Raw genomic sequence first — 22043 nt, 5'->3', positions numbered from 1 at the left:
ATGATCCCGGTCCCCGGCTTCGAAGGGCGGCGCATCGCGGTCTTTGGCCTGGGACGGTCGGGACTGACGGCCGCGCGGGCGCTCAAGGCCGGCGGGGCCCTGCCGGTGCTGTGGGACGACAGCGTCTCCAGTCGCATGCAGGCCGAGGCGGAAGGGTTCGCCGTCGAGGATCTGACGTCCGCCGACTGGTCAGGGTTCGCGGCGCTGGTGCTGTCGCCCGGGGCGCCCCTGACCCATCCGAAGCCGCACTGGACCGTGGCCAAGTCCAGGGCGGTGGGCGTCGAGGTCATCGGCGATATCGAACTGTTCGCGCGGGCAATCGCCGCGCTGCCGGAAGCCGCGCGCCCAAAGGTCGTCGCCATCACCGGCACCAACGGCAAGTCGACCACCACGGCGCTGATCGGCTGGGTGCTGAAACAGGCCGGGATGACCGTCCACGTCGGCGGCAATATCGGCATCGGCGTGCTGGCGCTGCCGACCCCGACGCCGGGTGCGGTCTATGTGATCGAGGTATCGAGCTATCAGCTGGATCTGACGACCTCGTTCGCACCGGACGTGGCCATCCTGACCAACATCAGCCCCGACCATCTGGAGCGGCATGGCGGGATGGCGGGATATGTCGCCGCGAAGATGCGGATATTCCAGGCCCAGGGGCCGGATTCGACGGCCCTGGTCGGGATCGATGATGCGGTCGGGCTGAACATTGCAGAGACGCTGACGGGGCGGGCGGGTCGGCTGACCCTGGTCACCACCGTCAAACAACACAGTTGGGACGACTGGCGTGTCGGCTTCGAGAAGACCGGTGCGGTCACCGCCATTGACGGCATCCTGGCCAGCCACGGTGAGTATGTGTGCGACCTGTCGATCGCCCGATCGCTGCCGGGCCGTCACAACGCCCAGAACGCCGCCTTCGCCTTCGCTGCCGCACGGACCCTTGGCGTGCCGTGCGATACCGCCGTTGAGGGCCTCCTGACCTTCCCCGGCCTCGCCCACCGCATGGAGGAAGTCGGCCGGCTCGGCCGCGTCCGCTTCATCAACGACTCCAAGGCCACCAATGCTGATGCCGCGCGGCAGGCGCTGGGCAGCTACGAACGCAGTTTCTGGATCGCGGGCGGGCGGGCCAAGGCCGGTGGGATCGACGATCTGGAGGATCTGTTCCCGCGCGTGGTCGAGGCCTTCCTGATCGGCGAGTCGGCCGGGCCGTTCGCGGCGCGGCTGGGCGAGACGCCGCACCGGATCAGCGGAGACATGGCCTCGGCCGTCGCCGCGGCCGCCGGGGCCGCCGCCGCCACCGGGCGGGAGGAGGTGGTGCTGCTGTCGCCCGCCGCCGCCAGTTTCGACCAGTATCCGGACTTCGAGGCGCGGGGCGAGGCGTTCCGAGCCGCCGTTCTTAACCTCGGGGCTACGCCTTCAGGGCATGGTTAGCGAACCATGACCGCGCACAACTACACCCCGGCCTTTTCGCGCAACGACCAGAGCCCCATCGCCAAATGGTTCTGGACGGTCGACCGGGGCCTGCTGGCCGCGGCCTTGACGCTGATCGGGATGGGGGTGGCGCTGAGTTTCGCCTCCAGCCCGGCGGCGATCTTGGCCGATGAATCCGTGACCGACCCGTTCCACTACTCCTGGCGGATGCTTGTCTGGGCCACGGGCGGGACGGTCGCCATGCTGGTCGCTTCCCTGCTGTCGCCGAAGGGCGTGCGCCGGATCGCCCTGCTGGCCCTGGTCTGCGCCATCGTGGTCATGGCGGCCCTGCCCTTCATCGGCAATGAGGTGAAGGGGGCGGCGCGCTGGGTCAATCTCGGCCCGTTCAGCCTGCAGCCTTCGGAGTTCGCCAAGCCCGGCCTGATCGTCTTCTCGGCCTGGATGTTCTCGGAGGCGCAGAAGGGGCAGGGGGTGCCCGGAGTCTCCATCGCCTTCGCGGCCTGGGCCCTGTGCGTCGGCCTGCTGCTGATCCAGCCCGACATCGGCCAGACCCTGCTGATCACAACCACCTTCATGGCCGTCTTCTTCATGGCCGGCGTGCCGCTGAAATGGGTGGCCGCTCTGGGCGCGGCCGGCGCCGCCGGGGTGGTGGGCCTGTATTTCGCCTTCAGCCACATGCGCGACCGGCTGAGCCGCTTCCTGTCGCCCGAGACCACCGATACCCACCAGATTGACCGGGCTTCCGAGGCGATCCGCGCCGGCGGACTGGTCGGACGCGGGGTGGGCGAGGGGGTGATGAAGCGATCGGTGCCCGACCTGCACACCGACTTCATCTATTCCGTGGGGGCCGAGGAGTTCGGTCTGGTCCTGTCGCTGGCCATGATCGGTCTCTATGCCTTCATCGTGGTGCGGGGGATGCGGCGGGCGATGAAGCTGACCGACGCCTTCGAACAGACGGCGGCGGCGGGGCTGTTCATGCTGGTCGGCCTGCAGGCCTGCATCAATATCGCGGTGAACCTGAACCTGATTCCGACCAAGGGCATGACCCTGCCCTTCATCAGCTATGGCGGCTCGTCGATGCTGGCCATGGGGCTGACCATGGGCCTGGCCCTGGCCTTGACCCGCCGCCGCCCCGGCGCCTACGAGCCGGGGACCAGCCTGCCGGATCGCGGGCGGATACTGCCTTAGCTATCGTCATTCTCCGGCAAGCGGCGTAGCCGCGCAGACCGGGGGACCCAGCGGCGCGCGATAGCGCGAACCTGCCGGGAGCGCGTTCGCCTCCGACATTTCGCCTTCGGCGCCGCTGGGTCCCCCGGTCTCGCTTCGCTCGCCGGAGGATGACGATAGCGGGGAGTAGCGGGCCACCGCGCATTGGGGCAAACACACGGCATGAAATCCAAAGTCTGCGTCGTCGCCGCCGGGGGCACCGGGGGCCATATGTTTCCGGCCGAGGCGTTGGCGCGCGAACTGACGCGGCGCGGCTGGCGGATCGTCCTGGCCACCGATCATCGCGGCGAAAGCTACGCCCAGACGTTTCCGGCCGAGGAGCGGATCGCGCTCGATGCCGCCACAGGCCGCGGACCGGTCGGGATGGCCAAGGCGGGCGTGGCCATCGCGCGCGGCCTGTTCAAGGCGCGCAAGGCGCTGACGCGGCTGGATGCGGCGGTGGTGGTGGGCTTCGGCGGCTATCCGTCGGCCCCGGCCCTGCTGGCGGCGCTGAGCCAGGGCCGACCGACCCTGCTGCACGAGCAGAATTCGGTGCTGGGCCGCACCAACCGCTGGCTCAGCCCCTATGTCGGCGCGATCGCGTCCTCCTTCCCGAACCTGCGGCTCGTCCCGAACGGCGTCGAGGCGCGGGTGAGCCTGATCGGCAATCCCGTGCGACCCGACATCCGCGCCCTGTTCGACCGGCCGTACGCCGCCCCGACCGCGCGCGGGCCGATCCATGTGCTGGTTACCGGCGGCAGCCAGGGCGCGCGCATCCTGTCGGAGGCGGTTCCGCAGGCCTTCGCCGCCCTGCCGGCGCCGCTGCGCAAGCGGCTGCGGGTGCAGCAGCAATCGCGCCCCGAGATGCTGGAGAGCGCGCGAGCCATCTATGCGGCGGCCGGGATCGAGGCCGAGGTGGCGCCCTTCTTCGGCGACATGGCGCGGCGGCTGGCGACGACGCATCTTGTGATCGGCCGCGCCGGGGCCTCGACCTGTTCGGAACTGGCCGTGGCGGCCCTGCCGTCCCTGCTGATCCCGCTCAAGATCGCCATGGATGACCACCAGCGCTTCAACGCCGCCAGCCTGGCCGACGCCGGAGGGGCGCAGGTGGTGCTGGAGGACGAGGCAACGGCCGAGCGGTTGACGGCTGTGCTCCAGGCCCTGCTGTCCGATCCGGGCCTGCTCAAGGCCATGAGCGTGGGCGCCCGGTCGGCGGCCCTGCCGGACGCGACCGGGGAACTGGCGGACATGGTCGAGGCGGTGGCCGCGGAACGGGCGCCACCCTCCTGACGCCTTGGCGGCCCATAAGGTCGCCATGCCTCCCTTCGTCGACGACCTGACCCGCGAAATCTTCCGCCTCTGGCGCGAGTTCTACTGGCTGCCTGAATGGGTGGTGATCTCGGTCATCGTCGCCGTTTTCGTCTTCGTCGGCTGGGCGGCGAACCAGCTGGTGTTCAGCCTGCTGCAACTGGCGGTGCGCAAGCGCGACGTCTTCTGGCGCGGTACGGTGGGCCGGGCGCGGCTCAAGGTGCGGATCGCGGTCATGATCGCCGCCATGGCGCTGGCCGTCACGGTGTCGCCCTTGGCCCCCGAACCATCCTTGCTGATCCGCCAGACCCTGCTGTTCGCCTTCATCCTGACCGTCGGCTGGATGCTGATCGGGGCCTCGGACATGTGGGCGGTGGTCTATCTGCGCCGCTTCAACATGGCCGCCGAGGACAATCTCGTCGCCCGCAAACACATCACCCAGGCCCGCATCCTGCAGCGGGTGTCGGCCTTGTTGATCGGCATCATCACCCTTGGGCTGGCCCTGCTGACCATTTCGGCGGTCCGCCAGTGGGGGCTGTCGCTGCTGGCCTCCGCCGGGGTCGTCGGCATCATCGCCGGCCTGGCCCTTCAGCCCTTCCTCACCAATATGATCGCGGGCATCCAGATCGCCACCGCCCAGCCGATCCGGCTGGACGACGCCGTCATGGTGGAAGGCGAGTTCGGGACCATTGAGGAGATCACCTCGACCTATGTGGTGGTCAAGCTGTGGGACTGGCGGCGCCTCATCCTGCCGCTCAGCTATTTCATCAACACCCCGTTCGAGAACTGGACGCGGGACACCGCGCGACTGATCGGCTCGGCCTTTCTGTACGTCGACTATGAGGCCCCGGTTGAACGGCTGCGGGCTGAACTGGAGCGAATCTGCAGGGCCAGTCCGTTCTGGGACGGCGATGTGATCAGCCTTCAGGTCACCGAGATCACTGACCGGGTCGCCCAGGTCCGCTGTCTGGCCAGCGCCCGCAGCGCGCCCACGGCCTTCGACCTGCGCTGCGAGATCCGCGAGAAAATGCTCGCCTTCATGCGCGACGAATGCCCCGAGGCCCTGCCCCAGCAGCGCCAGCTCAATGCTGCCGCGAACCCGCTCAGTTGATCGCCAACTGAGCCCGGCCGTGGGTGACGGCCTCCTCCAGCGTCACCGCGTCAGTGTCGTAGTCGTCGGGATTGCAGGCAGCGACCAGCATCTCGAAGGCGTCGCCGCCCTCTACCGCCGCATAGGCCGGGGCGTCGTCGGGCGTGGCCGGACCTTCCGCACCGCCCTCGCGCACAGCCGCGAAATCCAGCCGGTCGACCTTGCCGCCGGCGCCGCAGTCGAACCGCCACCACGACCAGCCGCCCCAGTACGCGTCGCCGGCGGCCCGGAAATCGGGTTCGACCACCTGGAACACCCGAATACGGCCGCCGGAACCCTCCGGCTGAAGGCTGGCCATGTCGGCATAGTGTGCGAACCGGTCGGCGCCGAGGAAGACGAACCGGTGCGGGGGCTGGGCGGGTCCGGCGGACAGCAGCGCAAGCAGGGTCAAAATCATTCGCCATCGTAACCGGGCGTTGACCGGGATGCGACTAGGCTGCCGCCATGACCCGTTTCATGACCCTCGATTTCGCTGACGGCGACCGGCCGGAGACGCTGGCCCGGGTGATCGGTATGGCGCGCGGGGCCTATGGCTATGTCGTGACGCCCAATGTCGATCATGTGGTCAAGCTGATGGACGGCCGGGTGGGGCGCGAGGTCTATGCGGACGCCGATCTGAAGATCTGCGACAGCCGGATCCTCAGCCATCTGGCGCGGCTGCGGGGGGTGACCCTGCCGGTCTATCCGGGCTCGGACATGACGGCGGACCTGCTGGCCAGTCCCGCGGCGGAAGGCCTGACCATCGCCGTCTTCGGCCCCGACCGCGCCGCGTTCAACGAACTGGCCGCCCGCTATCCGCGCCAGACGCTGAAATACCTTGAGGCGCCCATGCTGGTCCCCGGCACCCTGGGCTGGAGGGCCGCCGTCGGCCACGCCGCCGGGGCGGAGTGGGACGTGCTGCTGGCCTGCGTCTCCTTCCCGAAACAGGAGCTGTTCGCGCATGCCTTGCGCGCCGCGGGCCGAAAGACCGGTGTGACCCTGTGCGTCGGCGCCTCGGTGGACTTCCTGACCGGCCGCCAGCAGCGGGCGCCCAAGGTGTTTCAGCAGCTGTCGCTGGAGTGGCTGCACCGGCTGATGAGCCAGCCGCGCCGGATGTTCCGCCGCTATGTGATCGAGGGCCCGGCGATCTTCGGGTGGTTCGTCAGGACGGAAGTGCTGAAGGCCCGCTAGGCCGCCACGATCTCTTCCGCCTGGCTCAGGTCCACGCTGACCAACTGGCTCACTCCCCGCTCCGGCATGGTCACGCCGTAGAGCCGGTCCATCCGGCTCATGGTCACCGGGTTGTGGGTGATGACGATGAAGCGGGTGTCGGTCCGCTTCCGCATCTCGTCGAGCATGCGGCAGAAGCGGTCGACGTTGGCGTCGTCCAGCGGGGCGTCGACCTCGTCGAGGACGCAGACCGGGGCCGGGTTGGCGAGGAAGACGGCGAAGATCAGGGCCGCGGCGGTCAGGGCCTGCTCGCCGCCCGACATCAGGCTCATCACGGCCAGCCGCTTGCCGGGCGGGCAGGCGTAGATCTCCAGCCCGGCCTCCAGCGGATCGTCGCTCTCGACCAGCTTCAGCTCGGCCTGGCCGCCGCCGAACAGGGCCTCGAACAGACTCTTGAAATTGTCGTTGATGATGTCGAACGCCGCCACCAGACGCTCGCGCCCCTCGGCGTTCAGTTCGTCGATGCCGTCGCGCAGTTTGGCGATGGCGCTGGTCAGGTCAGACCGCTCGACCTTCATGGTGTTGAGCCGGTCGCCGTATTCGACGGCCTCATCCTCGGCCCGCAGGTTGACGGGGCCGAGCTGCTCGCGCTCGCGCTCCAGACCGTACAGCAGGCTTTCGGCCCCCGCGGCGTCGGGCGGGCGGGCGATGGCGTCTTCGGTCAGCTTCTGGCCGAGTTCCTCGGGCGACATCTGGGCCGTCTCCCGGACGTTGGCCTCGGTCTCGGCCAGCCGTTCGGCCGCGGCCTCGGACCGCGCCGCCAGCCCGGCCCGCGCCTCGCGCGCCTGTGAGGCCGTCGCCTCCGCCGCCCGCGCGGTCCGGTCGGCCTCGGTCGCCTCGCCCTCGGCCAGGGCGAGGGCATCGCCCGCGGCCTTGCGGCGCGTCTCGGCGGCGGTCAGGGCGTCCAGCAGGGACGAGCGCTGCGTCGCCAGCTGTGCGGGGGCCGCTGACGCCGCCTTCAGCTTTCCGGTCGTCTTCTCCGCATCCTTCTCAAGCGCCGCGATCCGCACCGTGGCGTCCTTCGCCCGGGCGGCCCAGCCGTCGCGTTCGCGGGTCAGGCCGTCCAGCCGCGCCTGACGGCCCGCGACCTCGCGCGCCTCGGCGTCGCGCTCGACCCGTGCCGTCGCCGCCGCGCCCCGCGCCGCGTCCGCCGCCGTCCGAGCCGCCGCCAGTTCGGCGCGCAGGCCGTCGAGGGTTTCGGAGGGTGCGTCGGAGCCCTGCGCCTCGGCGAGCGCGGCCTGCGCCGCCTCGACCTCGACGGTCAGCCGGCCGATCGTCTCGTCCAGCGCCAGCGCCCGGGCTTCCTTGCGGGCCTGATCGCGGCCGAGGCTCTCCAGCCGGTCGCGGGCGGCGGACACGGCCTTGTCGAGCGGGAAGGGCGCGGCGCGGGCAGTCTTCACCGCCTCCTCGGCGGCGCGGAAGGCTTCCGTCGCGGCCTTGAGCGCGGCCTGCGCCGTCTCCAGAGCGGGCTTGCCCGCGTCGATTTCAGCTTCCAGTTCGGACAGGCGGGTGCGCTGGGCGAGTCGCACGGCGGCGGGGCGTGGGGCCTCGGCGCGCTGGACGAACCCGTCCCAGCGCCACAGGTCGCCGGCGACGGTGACCAGGCGGGCGCCGATCGGGAGGGATCCGGCCAGCCGCTCGATCTCGCTGGCCGGGGCGACGCCGCATAGGGCCAGACGGGCTTTCAGCTGGTCGGGGGCGGAAACATGGGCGGCGAGCGGTTCGACCCCGGTCGGCCAGGTCGGAGCAGGGACGTCGGCGCCGGCCCAGTAGGCGGCGGCCTTCCTGTCGAGCGCCGCGTCCAGATCGTCGCCGAGGGCCGCCGCCAGCGCCGCTTCAAAACCCTTGTCCGCCTCGACGCTGTCCAGCGCCGGCGCGTGTTCGCGCTTGCCGTGGACCAGCAGCTGGGCGAGGCCGCGCGCCTCGGTCTGCAGCCGGCCCAGACGGTCCTCGGCGGTGCGGGCGGCGGTGCGGGCGTCGGCCTCGGCGCGGGCGCGGTCGCCGCGTTCGGCCTCGGCGGCCTCGACCGCCGCGCGGGCGGCGGCCAGGTCAGCCTGGGCGGTCTGGAGCGCAGCCTTGGCCGCCTCGATCTCGGGGGTTTCCAGAGGGCCGAGGGCCGCGCGCTCGGCCTGGGCTGAACCCAGTTGGGTCTCTGCCCGCGCCACGCGCGCCTCGGCGTCGCGTTTGCGGGCGCTTTCGGCATTGACCCGCGCCTCGACGGAGGCGGCGGCCCCGGCGACGCGTTCGACCTCGGCGTCGGCGGCCTTGCGGGCATCCTCGGCGGCGGCGAGGGCCGCCTCCAGTTCGGGTCCGCGCGTCGGCGCTCCGGCGATCTCGGCGGTCAGGGTCTCCAGCGCGGCGCCCAGTCGGGCCAGTTCGGCCGAGGCGTCGCCGGCCATGGCGGTCTCGCGCTCAATGTCGGCGGCGATACGGGCGGCCTCGGCGGTCAGCCGCTCGACCTCGGCCCGCGCGGCCTGTTCGGCCATGTCGAGCCGGTCGCGCTCCAGCGAGGCGCGGTGCAGCAGGGCGCCGGCGACGGCGTCTTCCTCGCGAGCGGGTTTCAGGGCTTCCTGCGCCGCCAGCGCCGCTGTCTGGGCCCGGCTGGAGGCGGTGGTCGCCTCGCCGACAGCCCGTTCCGCGTCCGCCAGTTCCTGCGCCGCGCCCTCGGCCGCCACGCGGGCGTCGTTCCAGCGCACGAACAGCAGGGCCGCCTGCAGGGCCCGGATCTCGGCCGAGATCTTCTTGTAGCGCTCGGCCTGCCGCGCTTCGCGCTTCAGCCGGGACAGTGCGGTCTCCAGCTCGCGGCCGATGTCGTCCAGCCGTTCGAGATTGGTCTCGGCCGCCTTGAGCCGCAGCTCGGCCTCGTGGCGGCGGGTGTGCAGGCCGGCGACCCCGCCGGCCTCCTCGAGGATGCGGCGGCGATTCTGCGGCTTGGCGGCGATCAGTTCGCTGATCTGGCCCTGCCGCACGAGCGCGGGCGAATTGGCGCCGGTCGAGGCGTCGGCGAACAACAGCTGGACGTCGCGGGCGCGGACCTCCTTGCCGTTGATGCGATAGGTCGAGCCCTGGCCGCGGTCGATGCGGCGCGACACCTCCAGCATGGGGCTGTCGGTGAAGGGCTGGGGGGCCCGGCGCTGGGCGTTGTCGATGGTCAGCTGGACTTCGGCGTGGTTGCGCGGCGGACGATCGGCGGCGCCGGCGAAGATGACGTCGTCCATGCCTTGGCCGCGCATGGCCTTGGCGGAGTTGGCCCCCATGACCCAGCGCAGGCCCTCCAGCACATTGGACTTGCCGCAGCCGTTGGGGCCGACCACGCCGGTCAGGCCCGGCTCGATATGCACCTCGGCGGGATCGACGAAGGACTTGAAGCCCACGAGCCGGAGGCGCTGGAACTGCATCGGCTCCTACGCAGTCACTGACCTGCGGCGGCCGCCCGGATCGCGACCTCCAGCCCGCCCAGCGAGCGGTCCGTCACCCGGCGTCCGTTGACGAAGAAGGCCGGGGTGGTGTTGACGCCGGCGGCGTTCGCACTGTCGACGTCGCGGTTGATGGCGGCCAGGGTCGCCGGGGTCGTGGCGCAGGCCTCGATCTGGGCCTGGGTGCGGCCGCTGACGGCGATGGCCGGGGCGTACCAGTCCTCGCGCGTTCCGCCCCGGAAGACCGCGTCCTGCCCGAGCATCAGGGCCGAGGCGACATCGAAGAACCGCTCCGGCGCTGCGCAGCGGGCCAGAGCGGCGCCCGGCATGGACATTTCCTCGGGCAGGGTCGGCAGGTTGCGGAACACCAGCCGGACCTGTCCGGTGTCGATGAACCGCGACTTGAACGTCGGATAGACGAACCGATGCCAGTCAGCGCAGTGATTGCAGGCGAACGAGGCGTATTCGACCACGGTCACCGGAGCGTCGGCCCGGCCGATGCTGCGATCCGCGGCCGTGACCGGAGCGAGCGTCTGCGCCAAGGCGGAATCCGACCCCGACGCGGAAGCCGCGACCGCGGGCGCCGCCAGCGCCAGCGCCAGGATCAGAAGGGATTTCCGCCGGGTGGTCACCGCCGCCCTCAGCCCTTGGCCAGTTCGGCGTCGATCGCCCGCGAAAGGTCGGCGAAGCTGGGGCCGCTGGTCGATCCGGGCGTGATGACCTTGACGCCGTTGACGTAGAAGGACGGCGTGCCGTCCACACCGGCCGCCTGGGCGGCGCGAGCGCGGGCGTCGGCGGCCGCGATGTTCTCCGGGTCCTTGATGCAGGTCTCGATCTGCTGGTTGCTCAGCCCTGCGCCGTTGCCGATGCGGAACAGGGTGTCGCGCGGATTGACGCCCTGTTGCCATTCGCGCTGGCTGGACATGATGCCGCCGACGACGTCGAAATATTTGTCCTCGCCGGCGCAGCGCGCGATCATGAAGCCGGCGACGGCGACATTGACCGGGCCGGTCGGGAACTCGCGGAACACGAACCGGACCTTGTTGGTGTCGACATAGGCTGCCTTGAAGGCGGGCCAGGTTTCCTCGTGCCAGGCGGCGCAGACGCCGCAGGTGACCGAGGCGTATTCCACCACGGTGACCTTGGCGTCGGCCTCGGACGCGCCGATGGCCATGTCGCCCTCGGCCCCCGCGCCCGCGCCGCCGCCGCCGCAACCCGCCAGGGTCGCCATGGCGGCCAGGGCTGCGGCGGTCATCGCCGCGCGGCGGCTCATGGCGGCGTATTTGGTCTTGGCGCTCATGGCGTCGTCCTCAACTGGATGCGGGATTCGGGAGAGCATCGCGCGATTCCCCGGTGATACGCGCGCTTCAGCACTTTCGAGAACAGAAACGGCGAAGTTTTGTCAACGGCCCGATCGGTCGCGGCCCTTTTCCGGATCGCCCAGAACCGCCCGACCGAGCCGTTCCAGCGGCCCCTTCAGTGCCTCCGGCGCGGCCTCAAGGGCGGCCTTCAGTTCGGCCTCCTCGTGGGCGGCCAGGGGCTGGGCGGCCGGCCGGCGTATCGGGGCGGCGGCGATGTCGGAGGGTGGTTTGACCGGCCCCTGGGCGATCCGCAGCCGGTCGACGCTGCCGGCCCCGAGGAACAGATTGACCCGCGCCAGAATATCCTCGGACTGGTGTTGCACCAGCAGGGCGGCTGGTCCCGCCACACGCAGCTCCAGCGTACCGCCGGCGCCGCCCCGGCCCCTGGTCAGTTTCTGCGGTCGGGTCACCCGCGCCAGCCGGTCACCGACGATCTCGCGCCAGCGGGGCTCGAGCGCCGCGGCGCCGCGTCCGAACTTGCCGTCCAGCTCCTTGATCAGCCCCTGGAGCGCGCGCCCGGCCTTTGGCGTCGGGCGCGGCGCGGGGCGCGTGCGTCGGCGCGACAGGATCTCGCGGGCCTCGGCGTCAGTGGGAAGGGGGCGGCGCATCCAGCCATACTAGGCGAAACCACGCGACCGCGCACCGGGCGTTGACGTAGCGATCTGCGACGTTTGCGCGAAGGCAAACCCCCATTCCGGGTACCCCTGATATTGACCGTCTGCGGCAGAGCTTACTTAGGTGCTGTTACCGGTTACCTGACCGGTGTGTGGGGGTTTGGTGGTGGGTACCGTCGTCAGTTATTTCGAGCACAAGCGCCGTGCGAAGGGCGGTCGGGCGCGCCATATTGATCCTGTGATCGCCGAAATTCTCGAGGCCCTGCTCGTGCTCGGCGGCTGCGCCCATCGGCAGATGGTGGCGGATCAGATCGCCCAGCGACGCAGCGGTCGATCCTGTCCGGCGGAGGTCGCAGCGCGAGACGAAATATTCGCCGCCTTCGACGCCTATCTGGTCTGGGCTGCCGGCCGCAAGACCGCGCCGTTGCTGGAACGCCCGCTGGGTGTCGGCAGCTATCGCTGGGCCCTCACCGATGCCGGTGCGCGGCTGTTGCAGTTGTCGGCGCCCGCATCGCGGATGGTCCGCTGACAGCCGCGACAGGCGAGCGCCCGCCCATCCGCACCTTGGCCCAGCTCGCGGACGCCGAAACGCCGTCGGGATCCGGCTGGGCGACAGGCGGGAATGACACGATGACGCGGATCCAGCGGGCCAAGGTGGCCTGGCTCTGTGTGCGGCTGCAACTCGCCTATATCGAGATCACGCGCGGCCTGGTTGACGGGGACCTGGTCTGCAGCCTGCTGCTGCCGGCCATCCTTGATGCGAACGTCGGCCATCTTGATGCGGATCCGGATATCAGCCGGCGTCACCAGGCGCTGGACGCCGCCTATCCGGACGAATTGCGGCGACCCGCCAATGCCCTCAGCATCGCCCAGTTTCTGGAGATTCCGAGAGAGACGGCGCGCGCCAAACTGGCGGGCATGGTGGCGAACGGCGTGCTTCATCGGTCCCCGGCGGGCTACATCCTTCCTGCGTCCACGCTGATCTCGGACCGGTTCCTGCCGTCGATACCGCGCTATCTCGATGCGCTTGATGACTTCATCGGCGGCCTCGGCCTGATCCGCGCCTTCGGCCTGGGATCCGGCAGTCGCCTGGCCCATCCGGTCTGGCCGGTCGCCTGGGCCGCCATGCGGCTCAGCACCGCCCACGCCCTGCGCGAGACGGCCTACACGCGGGAACTGACCGCCGGGATGAATCTGACCGCCTGCCATATCCTGCTGACCGTCTGTCATTACGTGAGCGGCCAGCTCCGCCTTCCGGCGCAGATGCCGGCCCGTGGCGGGGAGCTATCGGTCCTGGAACCCACTTTCGCGCCGGTGCGGGGTTCGGCTGTCGCCGCGCGGCTGAACCTGCCGGAGGAGACGGTCCGACGGCATCTGACGCAGCTGGTCGCGGCGGGATATCTCTGCCGTGGCCCACAAGGCTATGACGTGGTGCACGACGCCGACACCCTGCCGATCTGGCGGATGTTCCAGAAGCGGGCCCAGGCCAACGCCCGGCAGTTGATCTGGCGGCTCACGACGACGGGCGTTGTTCCCTCGGCGGAGTGATCGCGACCGTGATCTTCAGTGGGCGCCCGCGCCGGGCGCGGCTATCAGAGCCGATGCCCTCCGCCCTCCGCGCCGCCCTGCTGGACTGGTACGACGCCCATGGGCGGACGCTGGCCTGGCGCGCCTCGCCGGGGTCGCAGGCGCCCGATCCGTATCGCGTCTGGCTTTCCGAGGTGATGCTGCAGCAGACCACGACGCCGCACGCCACGCCCTATTTCCAGGCCTTCACGACCCGATGGCCGACGGTGACCGATCTGGCGGCGGCGGAAGACGCGGACGTCATGGCCGCCTGGGCGGGCCTCGGCTACTACGCCCGCGCCCGAAACCTGCTGGCCTGCGCGCGAGCCGTGGCGAACGCGCATGGCGGTGTGTTTCCGGACACAGAGGCCGGACTGCTGGCCCTGCCGGGGGTCGGCGCCTATACCGCGGCCGCCGTGGCCGCCATCGCCTTCGACCGCCCGGCCAATGTGGTCGACGGCAATGTCGAGCGGGTCATGGCGCGGCTGTTCGCGGTCGAGACCCCGCTGCCTGCCGCGAAGCCGGAGCTCAAGCGCCTCGCCGCCACCCTGGTCGCCGCCGACCGTCCGGGCGACTGGCCGCAGGCCCTGATGGACCTCGGCGCGACGGTCTGCCGCCCCGGAAAACCGTTGTGCGAGGCCTGTCCGCTGACCGCGTGGTGCGCCGGCTACGCTTCGGGTCATCCCGAGCGGTGGCCGCTGAAGACGAAGAAGGCCGAGCGGCCGCACCGCGCCGGCGTGGCCTGGGTTTTGCGCGACGATCGGGGGCGGGTGGGGCTGGTGCGTCGGCCGGACAAGGGGTTGCTGGGAGGGATGCTGAGCCTGCCGACGTCGGACTGGAGCGTGACGCCGTCGGACGCCACGCCGCCCGTCGCCGCCGACTGGCGCGAGGCGGGGGCGATCGAGCACGTCTTCACCCATTTCTCGCTGACGCTGACCGTGCGGGTCGCAGAGGGAAGCGGCGACTTCCTCTGGACGGATCCGGAGGCGGCGCTGGCCGCCCTGCCGACCGTCTTCCGCAAGGCGCTGGAGCGAGGTCTGGCCTAGCGGACCGTCCGCACCGACACCGGCCCTTCCCGGCGCAGGGGGATGACCACCGTTTGGTTTCCCGTCTGCTGGAACGCCAGATCGACCCGGCCGGCGCCGACCTGCAGATTGGTGACGTTCAGCCGGTCGATGCCCGCCGGCAGGACCGGGTCGTCGATCTCCACGGTTCCTGCGACCGCATCAATGCTGATCCCCAGCGCCGACTGCAGCATCAGGAACACCGACCCCGCGGCCCAGGCCTGTGGCAGGCAGGCGACGGGATAGGCGATCGGCGGCTCGCCGGGATTGCGCTCGAAGCCGCAGAACAGTTCGGGCAGGCGCAGGTGGAAATGCGCCGCCGCCGCATAGATCTCGCCCAGCAGCAGGGCCACCGCCCGGCGCTCGCCGTAGCGGGCCATGCCCGCCGCCGCCATGGCTGTGTCGTGGGGCCAGACCGAGCCGTTGTGATAGCTCATCGGATTGAACCGGGCCTGACCGGTGGCCAGTGTCCGCACGCCCCAGCCCGAGCGGAACTCGGCGCCCAGCAACCGCTTCGTCACCCGCTTCGCCCGCTCGACAGAGGGCAGGCCGGTGAACAGCAGGTGGCCGGCGTTGGAGCCGATCGACCGGCATGGCTCGCCGTCGCCGTCCAGGGCGATGGCGTAGAAGCCTTCGTCCTCCATCCAGAACCGGTCCTCGACCAGCGCCCGGACCCGCTCGGCCTGGGCCGCCCATGCCGCCTGCCGGTCGTCGCCCAGGGCGCCCGCCAGTTCGGCCATCGCCTGCCAGGCGGCAAAGGCGTAGCCCTGCACCTCCAGCAGGGCGATGGGCCCTTTCGGAAACCGGCCGTCGCTGTGGAAGATGGAGTCCTCGGAGTCCTTCCAGCCCTGGTTCGACAGGCCCGTCTCGGCCCCGCGCTGATAGCTGATCAGGCCGTCGCCGTTGAAATCGCCATGGTCCTTCATCCAGCCGACGGCGGCGATCAGACTGGGCCAGAGCCGGCGGATCAGTTCAAAGTCGCCGGTCCGCCGTGCATAGGCGCCGGCCAGGGCCACGAACAGGCAGGTCGTATCGACGCCGCCGTAGTAGAGGCCGAACGGCACCTCGCCGAGCGCGCTCATCTCGCCGCCGCGGGTCTCGTGCATGATCTTGCCCGGCGCGGAGTCCTGGAAGGCGGAGAATTCCGTCGCCTGCCGCATGGCGAGGTAGGTCAGCACGCCCTTGGCCAGCGAGGGGTCGAGCCACAGCATCTGCCAGGCCGTGATGATCCCGTCCCGCCCGAACGGCGTCGAGAACCAGGGCACGCCGGCATAGGGATAGGGGCCGGTCGGCAGGTCGGTCGTCAGCAGGGCGACATCGGCGCGGCTCTGGTCCAGCCAGTCATTGAAGCGCGGGCTGCGGGGCCCCCTCAGAGACGCGCCGCGCCGTCGACGGGCGCGCATGGCCAGCCGCGCCTGCAAGGCGTTCTGCCTGTAACGGACCTCGTCAGGCTGATCGCAGCGGTCCGGACCGCATTCCACATAGAGGTCGCAGCGCCGGCCCTTGGGCAGGCTGAACATGAAGTCCGCGCGCGATCCGGTGAGCCGCGCGGGCGGCTCGGAGAAGGCCAGACAACTGGTGCGCCGGACCTCGTCCAGCCCGACATAGGCGAAGGTGACGCGGCGGCCGTCGTGGACCGGCGGCTCGGTGGTCCCTCGCTTTTCGCGCAGGGTGCCACGCACCTGGAAGATGTCGGCGAAGTCAGCGGCGAAATCGATCGTCAGAGGCAGAAGCACGTCCTCGACGCCGTGATTGACCATGCGGATCCGCTCGAACATCCGGCGATCCCACACGAACCGCCGCCGCTCGATATGCAGCACGCCTGCCGGGGCCGAACGACCGCCCATCGGGGGCAGGGGCCGGTTGGTCGAATGGCAGGTGAAATAGACGTTGTCCTGGCTGACGCCGGAACTCAGCTGCGACGGGCGCGCCTGTCCGACCTTCATCACCAGCCGTGACAGGATGCGGGTGTCGCCGACGAACAGGCCGTCGGCCCCGCCCTTCAGGTCGCCCCAGCCGTCGGCCACCAGGAAGGTGTCGCCGTCCTTCAGCGCCATCAGCCGTTCAAGGCCGTCGGCTTCGCCGGATTCCGTGGCGGTGGTCTGGACCGTATAGGCGTCGTCCATGAGGGCTCCGGATGGCGGGCGTGACGGCGTCAGGCTGGCGTATGATTGCGAACGCTTGAGGGCCGTAACCCGTTCATCCGGCGCCGGTCAGAGATTGGCGGCCGCGAAGCTCCGGTCCTCGGACGGGCGCAGGGGCGTCACCACATCGGCGATCGCCTCTTCCGCGAACGGCCTTCGCGCCAGCAGGTCGCCGTAGACGTCCAGATAGCGCCGCGCCATGGCGGTGGCCGAGAAACGCAGATCGAAACGGGCGCGGATGGCGTGTCGATCCAGCAGATGCGCGCGACCGGCCGCGGCGACGGCCTGTTCCAGCGTATCCACGAGGAAGCCGGTCTCGCCATCCTCGATCACCTCCGGCGTCGAGCCGCAGCGGAAGGCCACCACAGGCGTGCCGCAGGCCATGGCCTCGATCATCACAAGGCCGAAGGGCTCGGGCCAGTCGATCGGGAACAGCAGGGCTTCCGCGCCGCCGAGGAAGGCGGATTTCTGGTGGTCGCCGATCTCGCCGACGAACTCGACCAGCGGATTGCCCTCGACCATCGGCTTGATGACGGTCTCCCAGTAGACCTTGTCGGCGGCATCGACCTTGGCCGCGATCTTCAGCGGCTTGTTCAGCCGGGTGGCGATCTCGATGGCGCGATCCGGCCGCTTCTCGGGCGAGATGCGGCCAAGGAAGGCGAGGTAGCCGGCTGCCTTGGGTGCGAAGCGGTACAGGTCTCCGGGCATCCCGTGGTGGACCGTGGCCTTCCAGCTGGCGCGGGGCAGGGGGCCCCTCTGGTCGTCGGAGATCGAGACCAGCCCGAACTCGGCCCAGCGATCGTAGACGCCCCCGATGTCCTTCATGTCCAGCCGGCCGTGAAGGGTCGTGATCGTCTTGTCGGCGCAGCGCGAGAAGAAGGGGAAGTGGATCATGTCGGTATGGAAATGGATCACATCGAACTCGTCGGCGCGCTTCAGCACTTCGGACAGCAGGGTCATGTGGGCCGCGAGATCGGACTTCAGCGGGGCCGGATCCAGCCGGATGGCCTGATCCCGAACCGGCACCAGGCGGGCCCGGGTTTCGGCGTCGGCGCTGGCGAACAGGGTGACGTCATGGCCGAGGTCAACGAGCGCGTCGGTCAGATGGGCGACAACGCGCTCGGTCCCGCCGTACAGCTTCGGCGGCACGGCTTCGTACAGCGGCGTGACTTGCGCGATCTTCATGGGCGAGGCTCCCGGCGCTCGCGGGGAGGCGAGGCGCCGGATCAGCAACCGTCTGGTGTGGGCGAGGTTCCCGGAATGGAGATTTTTACCGTGAAAAACCGGACCCTTACCGTGATGTCAGTGTCCGTTACCGGTCACTGCATGCCCGCCCGGACCTCGGCTCTCAGGGCGTCGATCGAGCGCAGGCCCTGGTCGGTCTTGAAGCGCCAGTAGGTCCAGCCGTTGCAGGCGGGGGCGTTCTCGAACAGGGCGCCGAGCTTGTGGATCGAGCCGGTCAGCTCGCCCGCCACCAGCGACCCGTCGGCCCGGACGCGGGCCTCGCGGTCGCCGCGGGGACAGTAGAGTTTGTCGCCCGGGGCCAGCAGGCCTGCCTCGACCAGCGCCCCGAACGGCACCTTCACCTCGGCCTTGCGCGAGCCCATGACCACCAGGTCCTCGGGCGCGGCCGGGATCACCGCCTTGATCCGCTTCTCGGCGACCTTGGCGTAGGTCTCGTCGCGTTCGATGCCGATCCAGTGACGGCCCAGCCGTTTGGCCGCGGCCCCGGTGGTGCCGGTGCCGAAGAAGGGGTCGAGCACCACATCGCCGGGCCGGGTCGCCGCCATCAGCACGCGGTGCAGCAGGCCCTCGGGCTTCTGCGTCGGATGCGCCTTCTTGCCCTCGGCGTCCTTGATCCGCTCCTCGCCCGTGCACAGGGCCAGGGTCCAGTCGGACCGCATCTGGACGTCCTCGTTGAAGGCCTTCAGGGCGTCGTAGTTGAAGGTGTAGCGCTTCTGGTCCCTCGACCGCGCCGCCCAGATCAGCGTCTCATGGGCATTGGTGAACCGCGTGCCCTTGAAGTTCGGCATGGGGTTGGACTTGCGCCAGATGATGTCGTTCAGGACCCAGAAGCCGAGGTCCTGGATCGCCGCGCCGAGGCGGAAGACGTTGTGATAGCTGCCGATCACCCAGATCGAGCCCTCGGGCTTCAGAATCCGGCGGCACTCCGTCATCCACTCACGGGTGAAGGCGTCATAGGCGGCGAAACTGTCGAACTTGTCCCAGTCGTCGTCGACCGCATCGACCTTCGAATTGTCCGGCCGCAGCAGGTCGCCGCCCAGCTGCAGATTATAGGGCGGGTCGGCGAAGACCATGTCGACGCAGGCGTCGGGCAGGGACCGCAACACCTTGATGCAGTCGCCGCGATGAATGACGTCGGTCTTGAACTCGGACATGGAAACGCGGCCCCGCACAGCTTGAAGGCCGATTGGTGAATCATCGCGGTTAAGGGCGGGTTGAGATGTAGAGAGGAACCGCCACATCCGCTCACGCTTTGTTACGGCCCCGGCCTCGCCTTCGCGGGCGCGGCACGTTAGTCAGGCCGGATACGATCAGGGCTCAGGGACCATGCGATGACTCAGTGGGTGTACGGCTTCGGCGGGGGCTCCGCCGACGGCGATGCGTCGATGAAGAACCTGCTGGGCGGCAAGGGCGCGAACCTGGCCGAGATGTCGTCGCTCGGACTGCCGGTGCCTCCGGGCTTCACCATCACGACCGAGGCCTGCGTCCACTACTATTCCAACGGCCAGACCTATCCTGACGCCCTGGCCGCACAGGTCGCCGCCGGGCTGAAGAAGGTCGAGACCGTCGTCGGCAAGACCTTCGGCGACGCGAGGAACCCGCTGCTGGTCTCGGTGCGCTCGGGCGCCCGCGCCTCCATGCCGGGGATGATGGACACGGTCCTGAACCTGGGCCTCAACGATGAGACGGTCGAGGGTCTGGCCGCCCTCTCCGGCGACCGTCGGTTCGCCTTCGACAGCTATCGCCGCTTCATCACCATGTACTCCAGCGTCGTCCTCGGCCTGAGCCACGACGATTTCGAGGAGGTGCTGGACGACCACAAGGACCGGCTGGGCGTCACCATCGACACCGACCTGTCCGCCGGCGACTGGGAGAAGGTCGTCGCCGACTACAAGGCCGTGGTCGAGGACCGGCTGGGCCAGCCCTTCCCGCAGGACCCCCATGACCAGCTTTGGGGGGCCGTCTCGGCGGTCTTCGCCAGCTGGATGAACGACCGGGCCAAATTCTATCGCCGCATGCACGACATCCCCGAAAGCTGGGGCACGGCGGTCAACGTCCAGTCGATGGTCTTCGGCAATATGGGCGAGACCTCGGCCACCGGCGTCGCCTTCACCCGCAATCCGTCGACCGGCGAGGCGAAGCTCTATGGCGAGTTCCTGATCAACGCCCAGGGCGAGGATGTCGTCGCCGGTATCCGCACGCCGCAGTCGCTGACCAAAGCCGGGCGCGAGGAGATGGGCGAGACCGCCCCCTCGATGGAAGAGGCCATGCCGGTCGTCTTCGCCGAGTTCGTCGATGTCGTCGGGCGGCTGGAAAGCCACTACCGCGACATGCAGGACATCGAGTTCACGGTCGAACAGGGCCGGCTGTGGATGCTGCAGACCCGCAACGGCAAGCGCACCGCCAAGTCGGCGCTGAAGATCGCCGTCGATCTCGCCGCCGAGGGCGTGATCTCGGAAGAAGAGGCCGTTTCGCGCGTCGAGCCCTCGGCGCTGGACCAACTGCTGCACCCGACCCTCGATCCCAAGGCCAGCCGCACCGTGGTCGCCGCCGGCCTGCCGGCCTCGCCCGGCGCCGCCACCGGCAAGATCGTCTTCGACGCCGACGAGGCCGAGCGCCTCAGCCAGCTGGGCGACGCCGTCATCCTGGTGCGCGAGGAGACCTCGCCCGAGGACATTCACGGCATGCACGCCGCCCGCGGCATCGTCACGGCCCGGGGCGGCATGACCAGCCACGCCGCCGTCGTCGCCCGCGGCATGGGCCGGCCCTGCGTCTGTGGCATCAATGAGCTGTCGATCGACGACAAGGCCGGGACCTTCACCGCCCGCGGCCGGACGTTCCGGGCCGGCGAGATCATCACCATCGACGGCTCGAAGGGCGAGGTGCTGGACGGCGCCGTGGCCATGATCGAGCCGGAGCTGACCGGCGACTTCCAGACCCTGATGGCCTGGGCCGACAAGGTCCGGCGCCTCAAGGTCCGCGCCAATGCCGAGACGCCGCTGGACGCCAAGACCGCCCGCGGCTTCGGCGCCGAGGGCATCGGCCTGTGCCGGACCGAGCACATGTTCTTCGACGACGCCCGCATCGCCGCCGTGCGCGAGATGATCCTCGCCGACGACGAGGCCGGCCGCCGTATGGCGCTGGCAAAGATCGCCCCGTTCCAGAAGGCCGACTTCGTCGAACTGTTCACCATCATGGCCGGTCTGCCGGTGACGGTGCGCCTGCTCGATCCGCCGCTGCACGAGTTCATCCCCCACAGCGACGCCGAGATCGACGCGCTGGCGGTCACCCAGGGCCTCGACGCTGCCAAGCTGAAGCGCCGGGCCAGGGAGCTGCACGAGACCAACCCTATGCTCGGCCACCGCGGCTGCCGCCTCGGCGTCGCCTATCCCGAGATCTACGAGATGCAGGTCCGCGCCATCCTGGAGGCGGCGCTGGAAGTGAAGAAAACGGCGGCGCAGGCCCCGATCCCCGAGATCATGCACCCGCTGGTCGCCCTCGGGCTGGAGATGAAATACCTGCGCGAACTGACCGATCGCACCGCCGAGGCCGTCTTCGCCGAGGCCGGGGACCGGGTCGAATACCTCGTCGGCACCATGATCGAACTGCCCCGCGCCGCCCTGCGCGCCGCCGACCTGGCCGAATTCGCCGAGTTCTTCTCCTTCGGCACCAACGATCTGACGCAGATGACCATGGGTTTCTCGCGCGACGACGCCGGCAAGTTCCTGCCAAGCTACCTCAAGGACGGCATGTACGAGCGCGATCCCTTCCAGTCGATCGACCAGAAGGGCGTCGGTCTGCTGGTGCGCATGGCGGTCGAGAAGGGCCGTTCGGTGCGCCCGGGAATCAAGCTCGGCGTCTGTGGCGAGCACGGCGGCGATCCGGCTTCGGTCGATTTCTTCCATCGTGCCGGTCTCGACTACGTCAGCTGCTCGCCGTTCCGCGTGCCGATCGCGCGTCTGGCAGCCGCCCAGGCAGCGATCGACAATCCCGCCTGAGGCGGCACTGCCTGCCCTGCTGGCCGCTTTGCCGGTCGGCAGGTCCTCTCCTCCGCCCGCCCGGCAACCGCCGGCCGGGCGTTTCCTTTCTGCCACCACGCTGATGGCCGGCAGTCCTGCTCCGATCGACCCGAACAGCGATGAAATTCGAGCTCCTCGCCAGTGATGGCGCAGCCCGTCGCGGTCTGCTGCACCTCCGCCACGGCACCGTCGACACGCCCGCTTTCATGCCCGTCGGCACCTATGGCACGGTGAAGGCGATGAGCCCGCGTGAGCTGCTCGCCACAGGCAGCCAGATCTGTCTCGGCAACACCTTCCACCTCTGGCTGCGCCCGGG

Annotated in this window: 18 protein-coding genes; 10 read left to right on the top strand and 8 right to left on the bottom strand. The window is 69.9% G+C overall.

What is annotated here, in order from left to right; genetic code table 11:
• The 4 genes from murD to B3E43_RS10700 all read left to right on the top strand — a co-directional run bounded on the left by murD (position 1) and on the right by B3E43_RS10700 (position 5050).
• Positions 1 to 1425, top strand: coding sequence for a UDP-N-acetylmuramoyl-L-alanine--D-glutamate ligase (gene murD, locus B3E43_RS10715; protein ID WP_292029298.1), 1425 nt, complete (start codon positions 1 to 3; stop codon positions 1423 to 1425).
• 6 nt (positions 1426 to 1431) lie between these two features.
• Positions 1432 to 2613: an FtsW/RodA/SpoVE family cell cycle protein gene (locus B3E43_RS10710; protein WP_292029296.1), complete on the top strand. Its 1182-nt coding sequence runs from the start codon at positions 1432 to 1434 to the stop codon at positions 2611 to 2613.
• A gap of 201 nt (positions 2614 to 2814) precedes the next feature.
• Positions 2815 to 3921: an undecaprenyldiphospho-muramoylpentapeptide beta-N-acetylglucosaminyltransferase gene (gene murG, locus B3E43_RS10705; RefSeq protein WP_292029294.1), complete on the top strand. Its 1107-nt coding sequence runs from the start codon at positions 2815 to 2817 to the stop codon at positions 3919 to 3921.
• Positions 3922 to 3946: 25 nt separating this feature from the next.
• Entirely contained in the window at positions 3947 to 5050 is a 1104-nt protein-coding gene (locus tag B3E43_RS10700) for a mechanosensitive ion channel family protein (protein WP_292029292.1), read from the top strand.
• On the opposite strand, the gene B3E43_RS10695 is transcribed toward B3E43_RS10700, so the two are convergent.
• Complete coding sequence (locus B3E43_RS10695; protein ID WP_292029291.1) at positions 5043 to 5480, bottom strand: hypothetical protein; 438 nt, start codon at positions 5478 to 5480, stop codon at positions 5043 to 5045. The genes B3E43_RS10700 and B3E43_RS10695 overlap by 8 nt on opposite strands.
• Positions 5481 to 5533: 53 nt before the next feature.
• Between B3E43_RS10695 and B3E43_RS10690 the strand changes: the two genes are divergently transcribed.
• Positions 5534 to 6259 carry a WecB/TagA/CpsF family glycosyltransferase gene (locus B3E43_RS10690; RefSeq protein ID WP_292029290.1) on the top strand — a complete coding sequence of 242 codons (726 nt, stop codon included), beginning with the start codon at positions 5534 to 5536 and terminating at the stop codon, positions 6257 to 6259.
• Here B3E43_RS10690 and smc read toward each other — a convergent pair.
• The 4 genes from smc to B3E43_RS10670 form a co-directional block, all read right to left on the bottom strand.
• A complete protein-coding gene (smc, locus tag B3E43_RS10685) occupies positions 6256 to 9696 on the bottom strand; it encodes a chromosome segregation protein SMC (protein ID WP_292029289.1) in 3441 nt (1146 codons plus the stop codon). The genes B3E43_RS10690 and smc overlap by 4 nt on opposite strands.
• A 14-nt stretch (positions 9697 to 9710) precedes the next feature.
• Positions 9711 to 10346 carry a thioredoxin domain-containing protein gene (locus B3E43_RS10680; RefSeq protein WP_292029288.1) on the bottom strand — a complete coding sequence of 212 codons (636 nt, stop codon included), beginning with the start codon at positions 10344 to 10346 and terminating at the stop codon, positions 9711 to 9713.
• Positions 10347 to 10354: 8 nt separating this feature from the next.
• On the bottom strand, positions 10355 to 11014 hold the full coding sequence (locus B3E43_RS10675; protein ID WP_292029285.1) for a thioredoxin domain-containing protein: 660 nt from the start codon (positions 11012 to 11014) through the stop codon (positions 10355 to 10357).
• Between the two features lie 102 nt (positions 11015 to 11116).
• On the bottom strand, positions 11117 to 11683 hold the full coding sequence (locus tag B3E43_RS10670) for a DciA family protein (RefSeq protein ID WP_292029283.1): 567 nt from the start codon (positions 11681 to 11683) through the stop codon (positions 11117 to 11119).
• A 172-nt stretch (positions 11684 to 11855) separates the two neighbouring features.
• Between B3E43_RS10670 and B3E43_RS10665 the strand changes: the two genes are divergently transcribed.
• The 3 genes from B3E43_RS10665 (at position 11856) to mutY (ending at position 14301) form a co-directional block, all read left to right on the top strand.
• Positions 11856 to 12218, top strand: coding sequence for a hypothetical protein (locus B3E43_RS10665; RefSeq protein WP_292029281.1), 363 nt, complete (start codon positions 11856 to 11858; stop codon positions 12216 to 12218).
• A 101-nt stretch (positions 12219 to 12319) separates the two neighbouring features.
• A complete protein-coding gene (locus tag B3E43_RS10660; RefSeq protein WP_292029279.1) occupies positions 12320 to 13237 on the top strand; it encodes a hypothetical protein in 918 nt (305 codons plus the stop codon).
• A 53-nt stretch (positions 13238 to 13290) separates the two neighbouring features.
• Entirely contained in the window at positions 13291 to 14301 is a 1011-nt protein-coding gene (gene mutY, locus B3E43_RS10655; protein WP_292029276.1) for an A/G-specific adenine glycosylase, read from the top strand.
• On the opposite strand, the gene B3E43_RS10650 is transcribed toward mutY, so the two are convergent.
• The 3 genes from B3E43_RS10650 to B3E43_RS10640 all read right to left on the bottom strand — a co-directional run bounded on the left by B3E43_RS10650 (position 14298) and on the right by B3E43_RS10640 (position 18862).
• A complete protein-coding gene (locus B3E43_RS10650; RefSeq protein WP_292029273.1) occupies positions 14298 to 16445 on the bottom strand; it encodes an amylo-alpha-1,6-glucosidase in 2148 nt (715 codons plus the stop codon). The two genes, mutY and B3E43_RS10650, sit on opposite strands and share 4 nt — an antisense overlap.
• 87 nt (positions 16446 to 16532) lie before the next feature.
• The gene (locus B3E43_RS10645; protein WP_292029270.1) at positions 16533 to 17648 is read right to left on the bottom strand and encodes a glycosyltransferase family 4 protein; all 1116 of its coding nucleotides are present in this window, start codon (positions 17646 to 17648) and stop codon (positions 16533 to 16535) included.
• 134 nt (positions 17649 to 17782) lie between these two features.
• Positions 17783 to 18862 carry a site-specific DNA-methyltransferase gene (locus B3E43_RS10640; protein ID WP_292029268.1) on the bottom strand — a complete coding sequence of 360 codons (1080 nt, stop codon included), beginning with the start codon at positions 18860 to 18862 and terminating at the stop codon, positions 17783 to 17785.
• A 177-nt stretch (positions 18863 to 19039) separates the two neighbouring features.
• Between B3E43_RS10640 and ppdK the strand changes: the two genes are divergently transcribed.
• A complete protein-coding gene (gene ppdK / locus B3E43_RS10635; protein WP_292029266.1) occupies positions 19040 to 21706 on the top strand; it encodes a pyruvate, phosphate dikinase in 2667 nt (888 codons plus the stop codon).
• Positions 21707 to 21846: 140 nt separating this feature from the next.
• On the top strand, positions 21847 to 22043 hold a 197-nt coding region (locus tag B3E43_RS10630; RefSeq protein WP_292029264.1), incomplete at its 3' end, for a tRNA-guanine transglycosylase.

Origin of the sequence: Brevundimonas sp. UBA2416 (assembly GCF_002343105.1) — a bacterium.
Lineage (GTDB): Bacteria > Pseudomonadota > Alphaproteobacteria > Caulobacterales > Caulobacteraceae > Brevundimonas.
This window is presented reverse-complemented; position numbering and strand designations above follow the sequence as displayed.

Excerpts from the sequence above, each read along its gene's own strand:
- murD (WP_292029298.1), top strand. The coding sequence starts at position 1 with ATGATCCCGGTCCCCGGCTTCGAAGGGCGGCGCATCGCGGTCTTTGGC.
- B3E43_RS10710 (WP_292029296.1), top strand. The coding sequence starts at position 1,432 with ATGACCGCGCACAACTACACCCCGGCCTTTTCGCGCAACGACCAGAGC.
- murG (WP_292029294.1), top strand. The coding sequence starts at position 2,815 with ATGAAATCCAAAGTCTGCGTCGTCGCCGCCGGGGGCACCGGGGGCCAT.
- B3E43_RS10700 (WP_292029292.1), top strand. The coding sequence starts at position 3,947 with ATGCCTCCCTTCGTCGACGACCTGACCCGCGAAATCTTCCGCCTCTGG.
- B3E43_RS10690 (WP_292029290.1), top strand. The coding sequence starts at position 5,534 with ATGACCCGTTTCATGACCCTCGATTTCGCTGACGGCGACCGGCCGGAG.
- smc (WP_292029289.1), bottom strand. The coding sequence starts at position 9,696 with ATGCAGTTCCAGCGCCTCCGGCTCGTGGGCTTCAAGTCCTTCGTCGAT.
- B3E43_RS10675 (WP_292029285.1), bottom strand. The coding sequence starts at position 11,014 with ATGAGCGCCAAGACCAAATACGCCGCCATGAGCCGCCGCGCGGCGATG.
- B3E43_RS10670 (WP_292029283.1), bottom strand. The coding sequence starts at position 11,683 with ATGCGCCGCCCCCTTCCCACTGACGCCGAGGCCCGCGAGATCCTGTCG.
- B3E43_RS10660 (WP_292029279.1), top strand. The coding sequence starts at position 12,320 with ATGACGCGGATCCAGCGGGCCAAGGTGGCCTGGCTCTGTGTGCGGCTG.
- mutY (WP_292029276.1), top strand. The coding sequence starts at position 13,291 with ATGCCCTCCGCCCTCCGCGCCGCCCTGCTGGACTGGTACGACGCCCAT.
- B3E43_RS10650 (WP_292029273.1), bottom strand. The coding sequence starts at position 16,445 with ATGGACGACGCCTATACGGTCCAGACCACCGCCACGGAATCCGGCGAA.
- B3E43_RS10645 (WP_292029270.1), bottom strand. The coding sequence starts at position 17,648 with ATGAAGATCGCGCAAGTCACGCCGCTGTACGAAGCCGTGCCGCCGAAG.
- B3E43_RS10640 (WP_292029268.1), bottom strand. The coding sequence starts at position 18,862 with ATGTCCGAGTTCAAGACCGACGTCATTCATCGCGGCGACTGCATCAAG.
- ppdK (WP_292029266.1), top strand. The coding sequence starts at position 19,040 with ATGACTCAGTGGGTGTACGGCTTCGGCGGGGGCTCCGCCGACGGCGAT.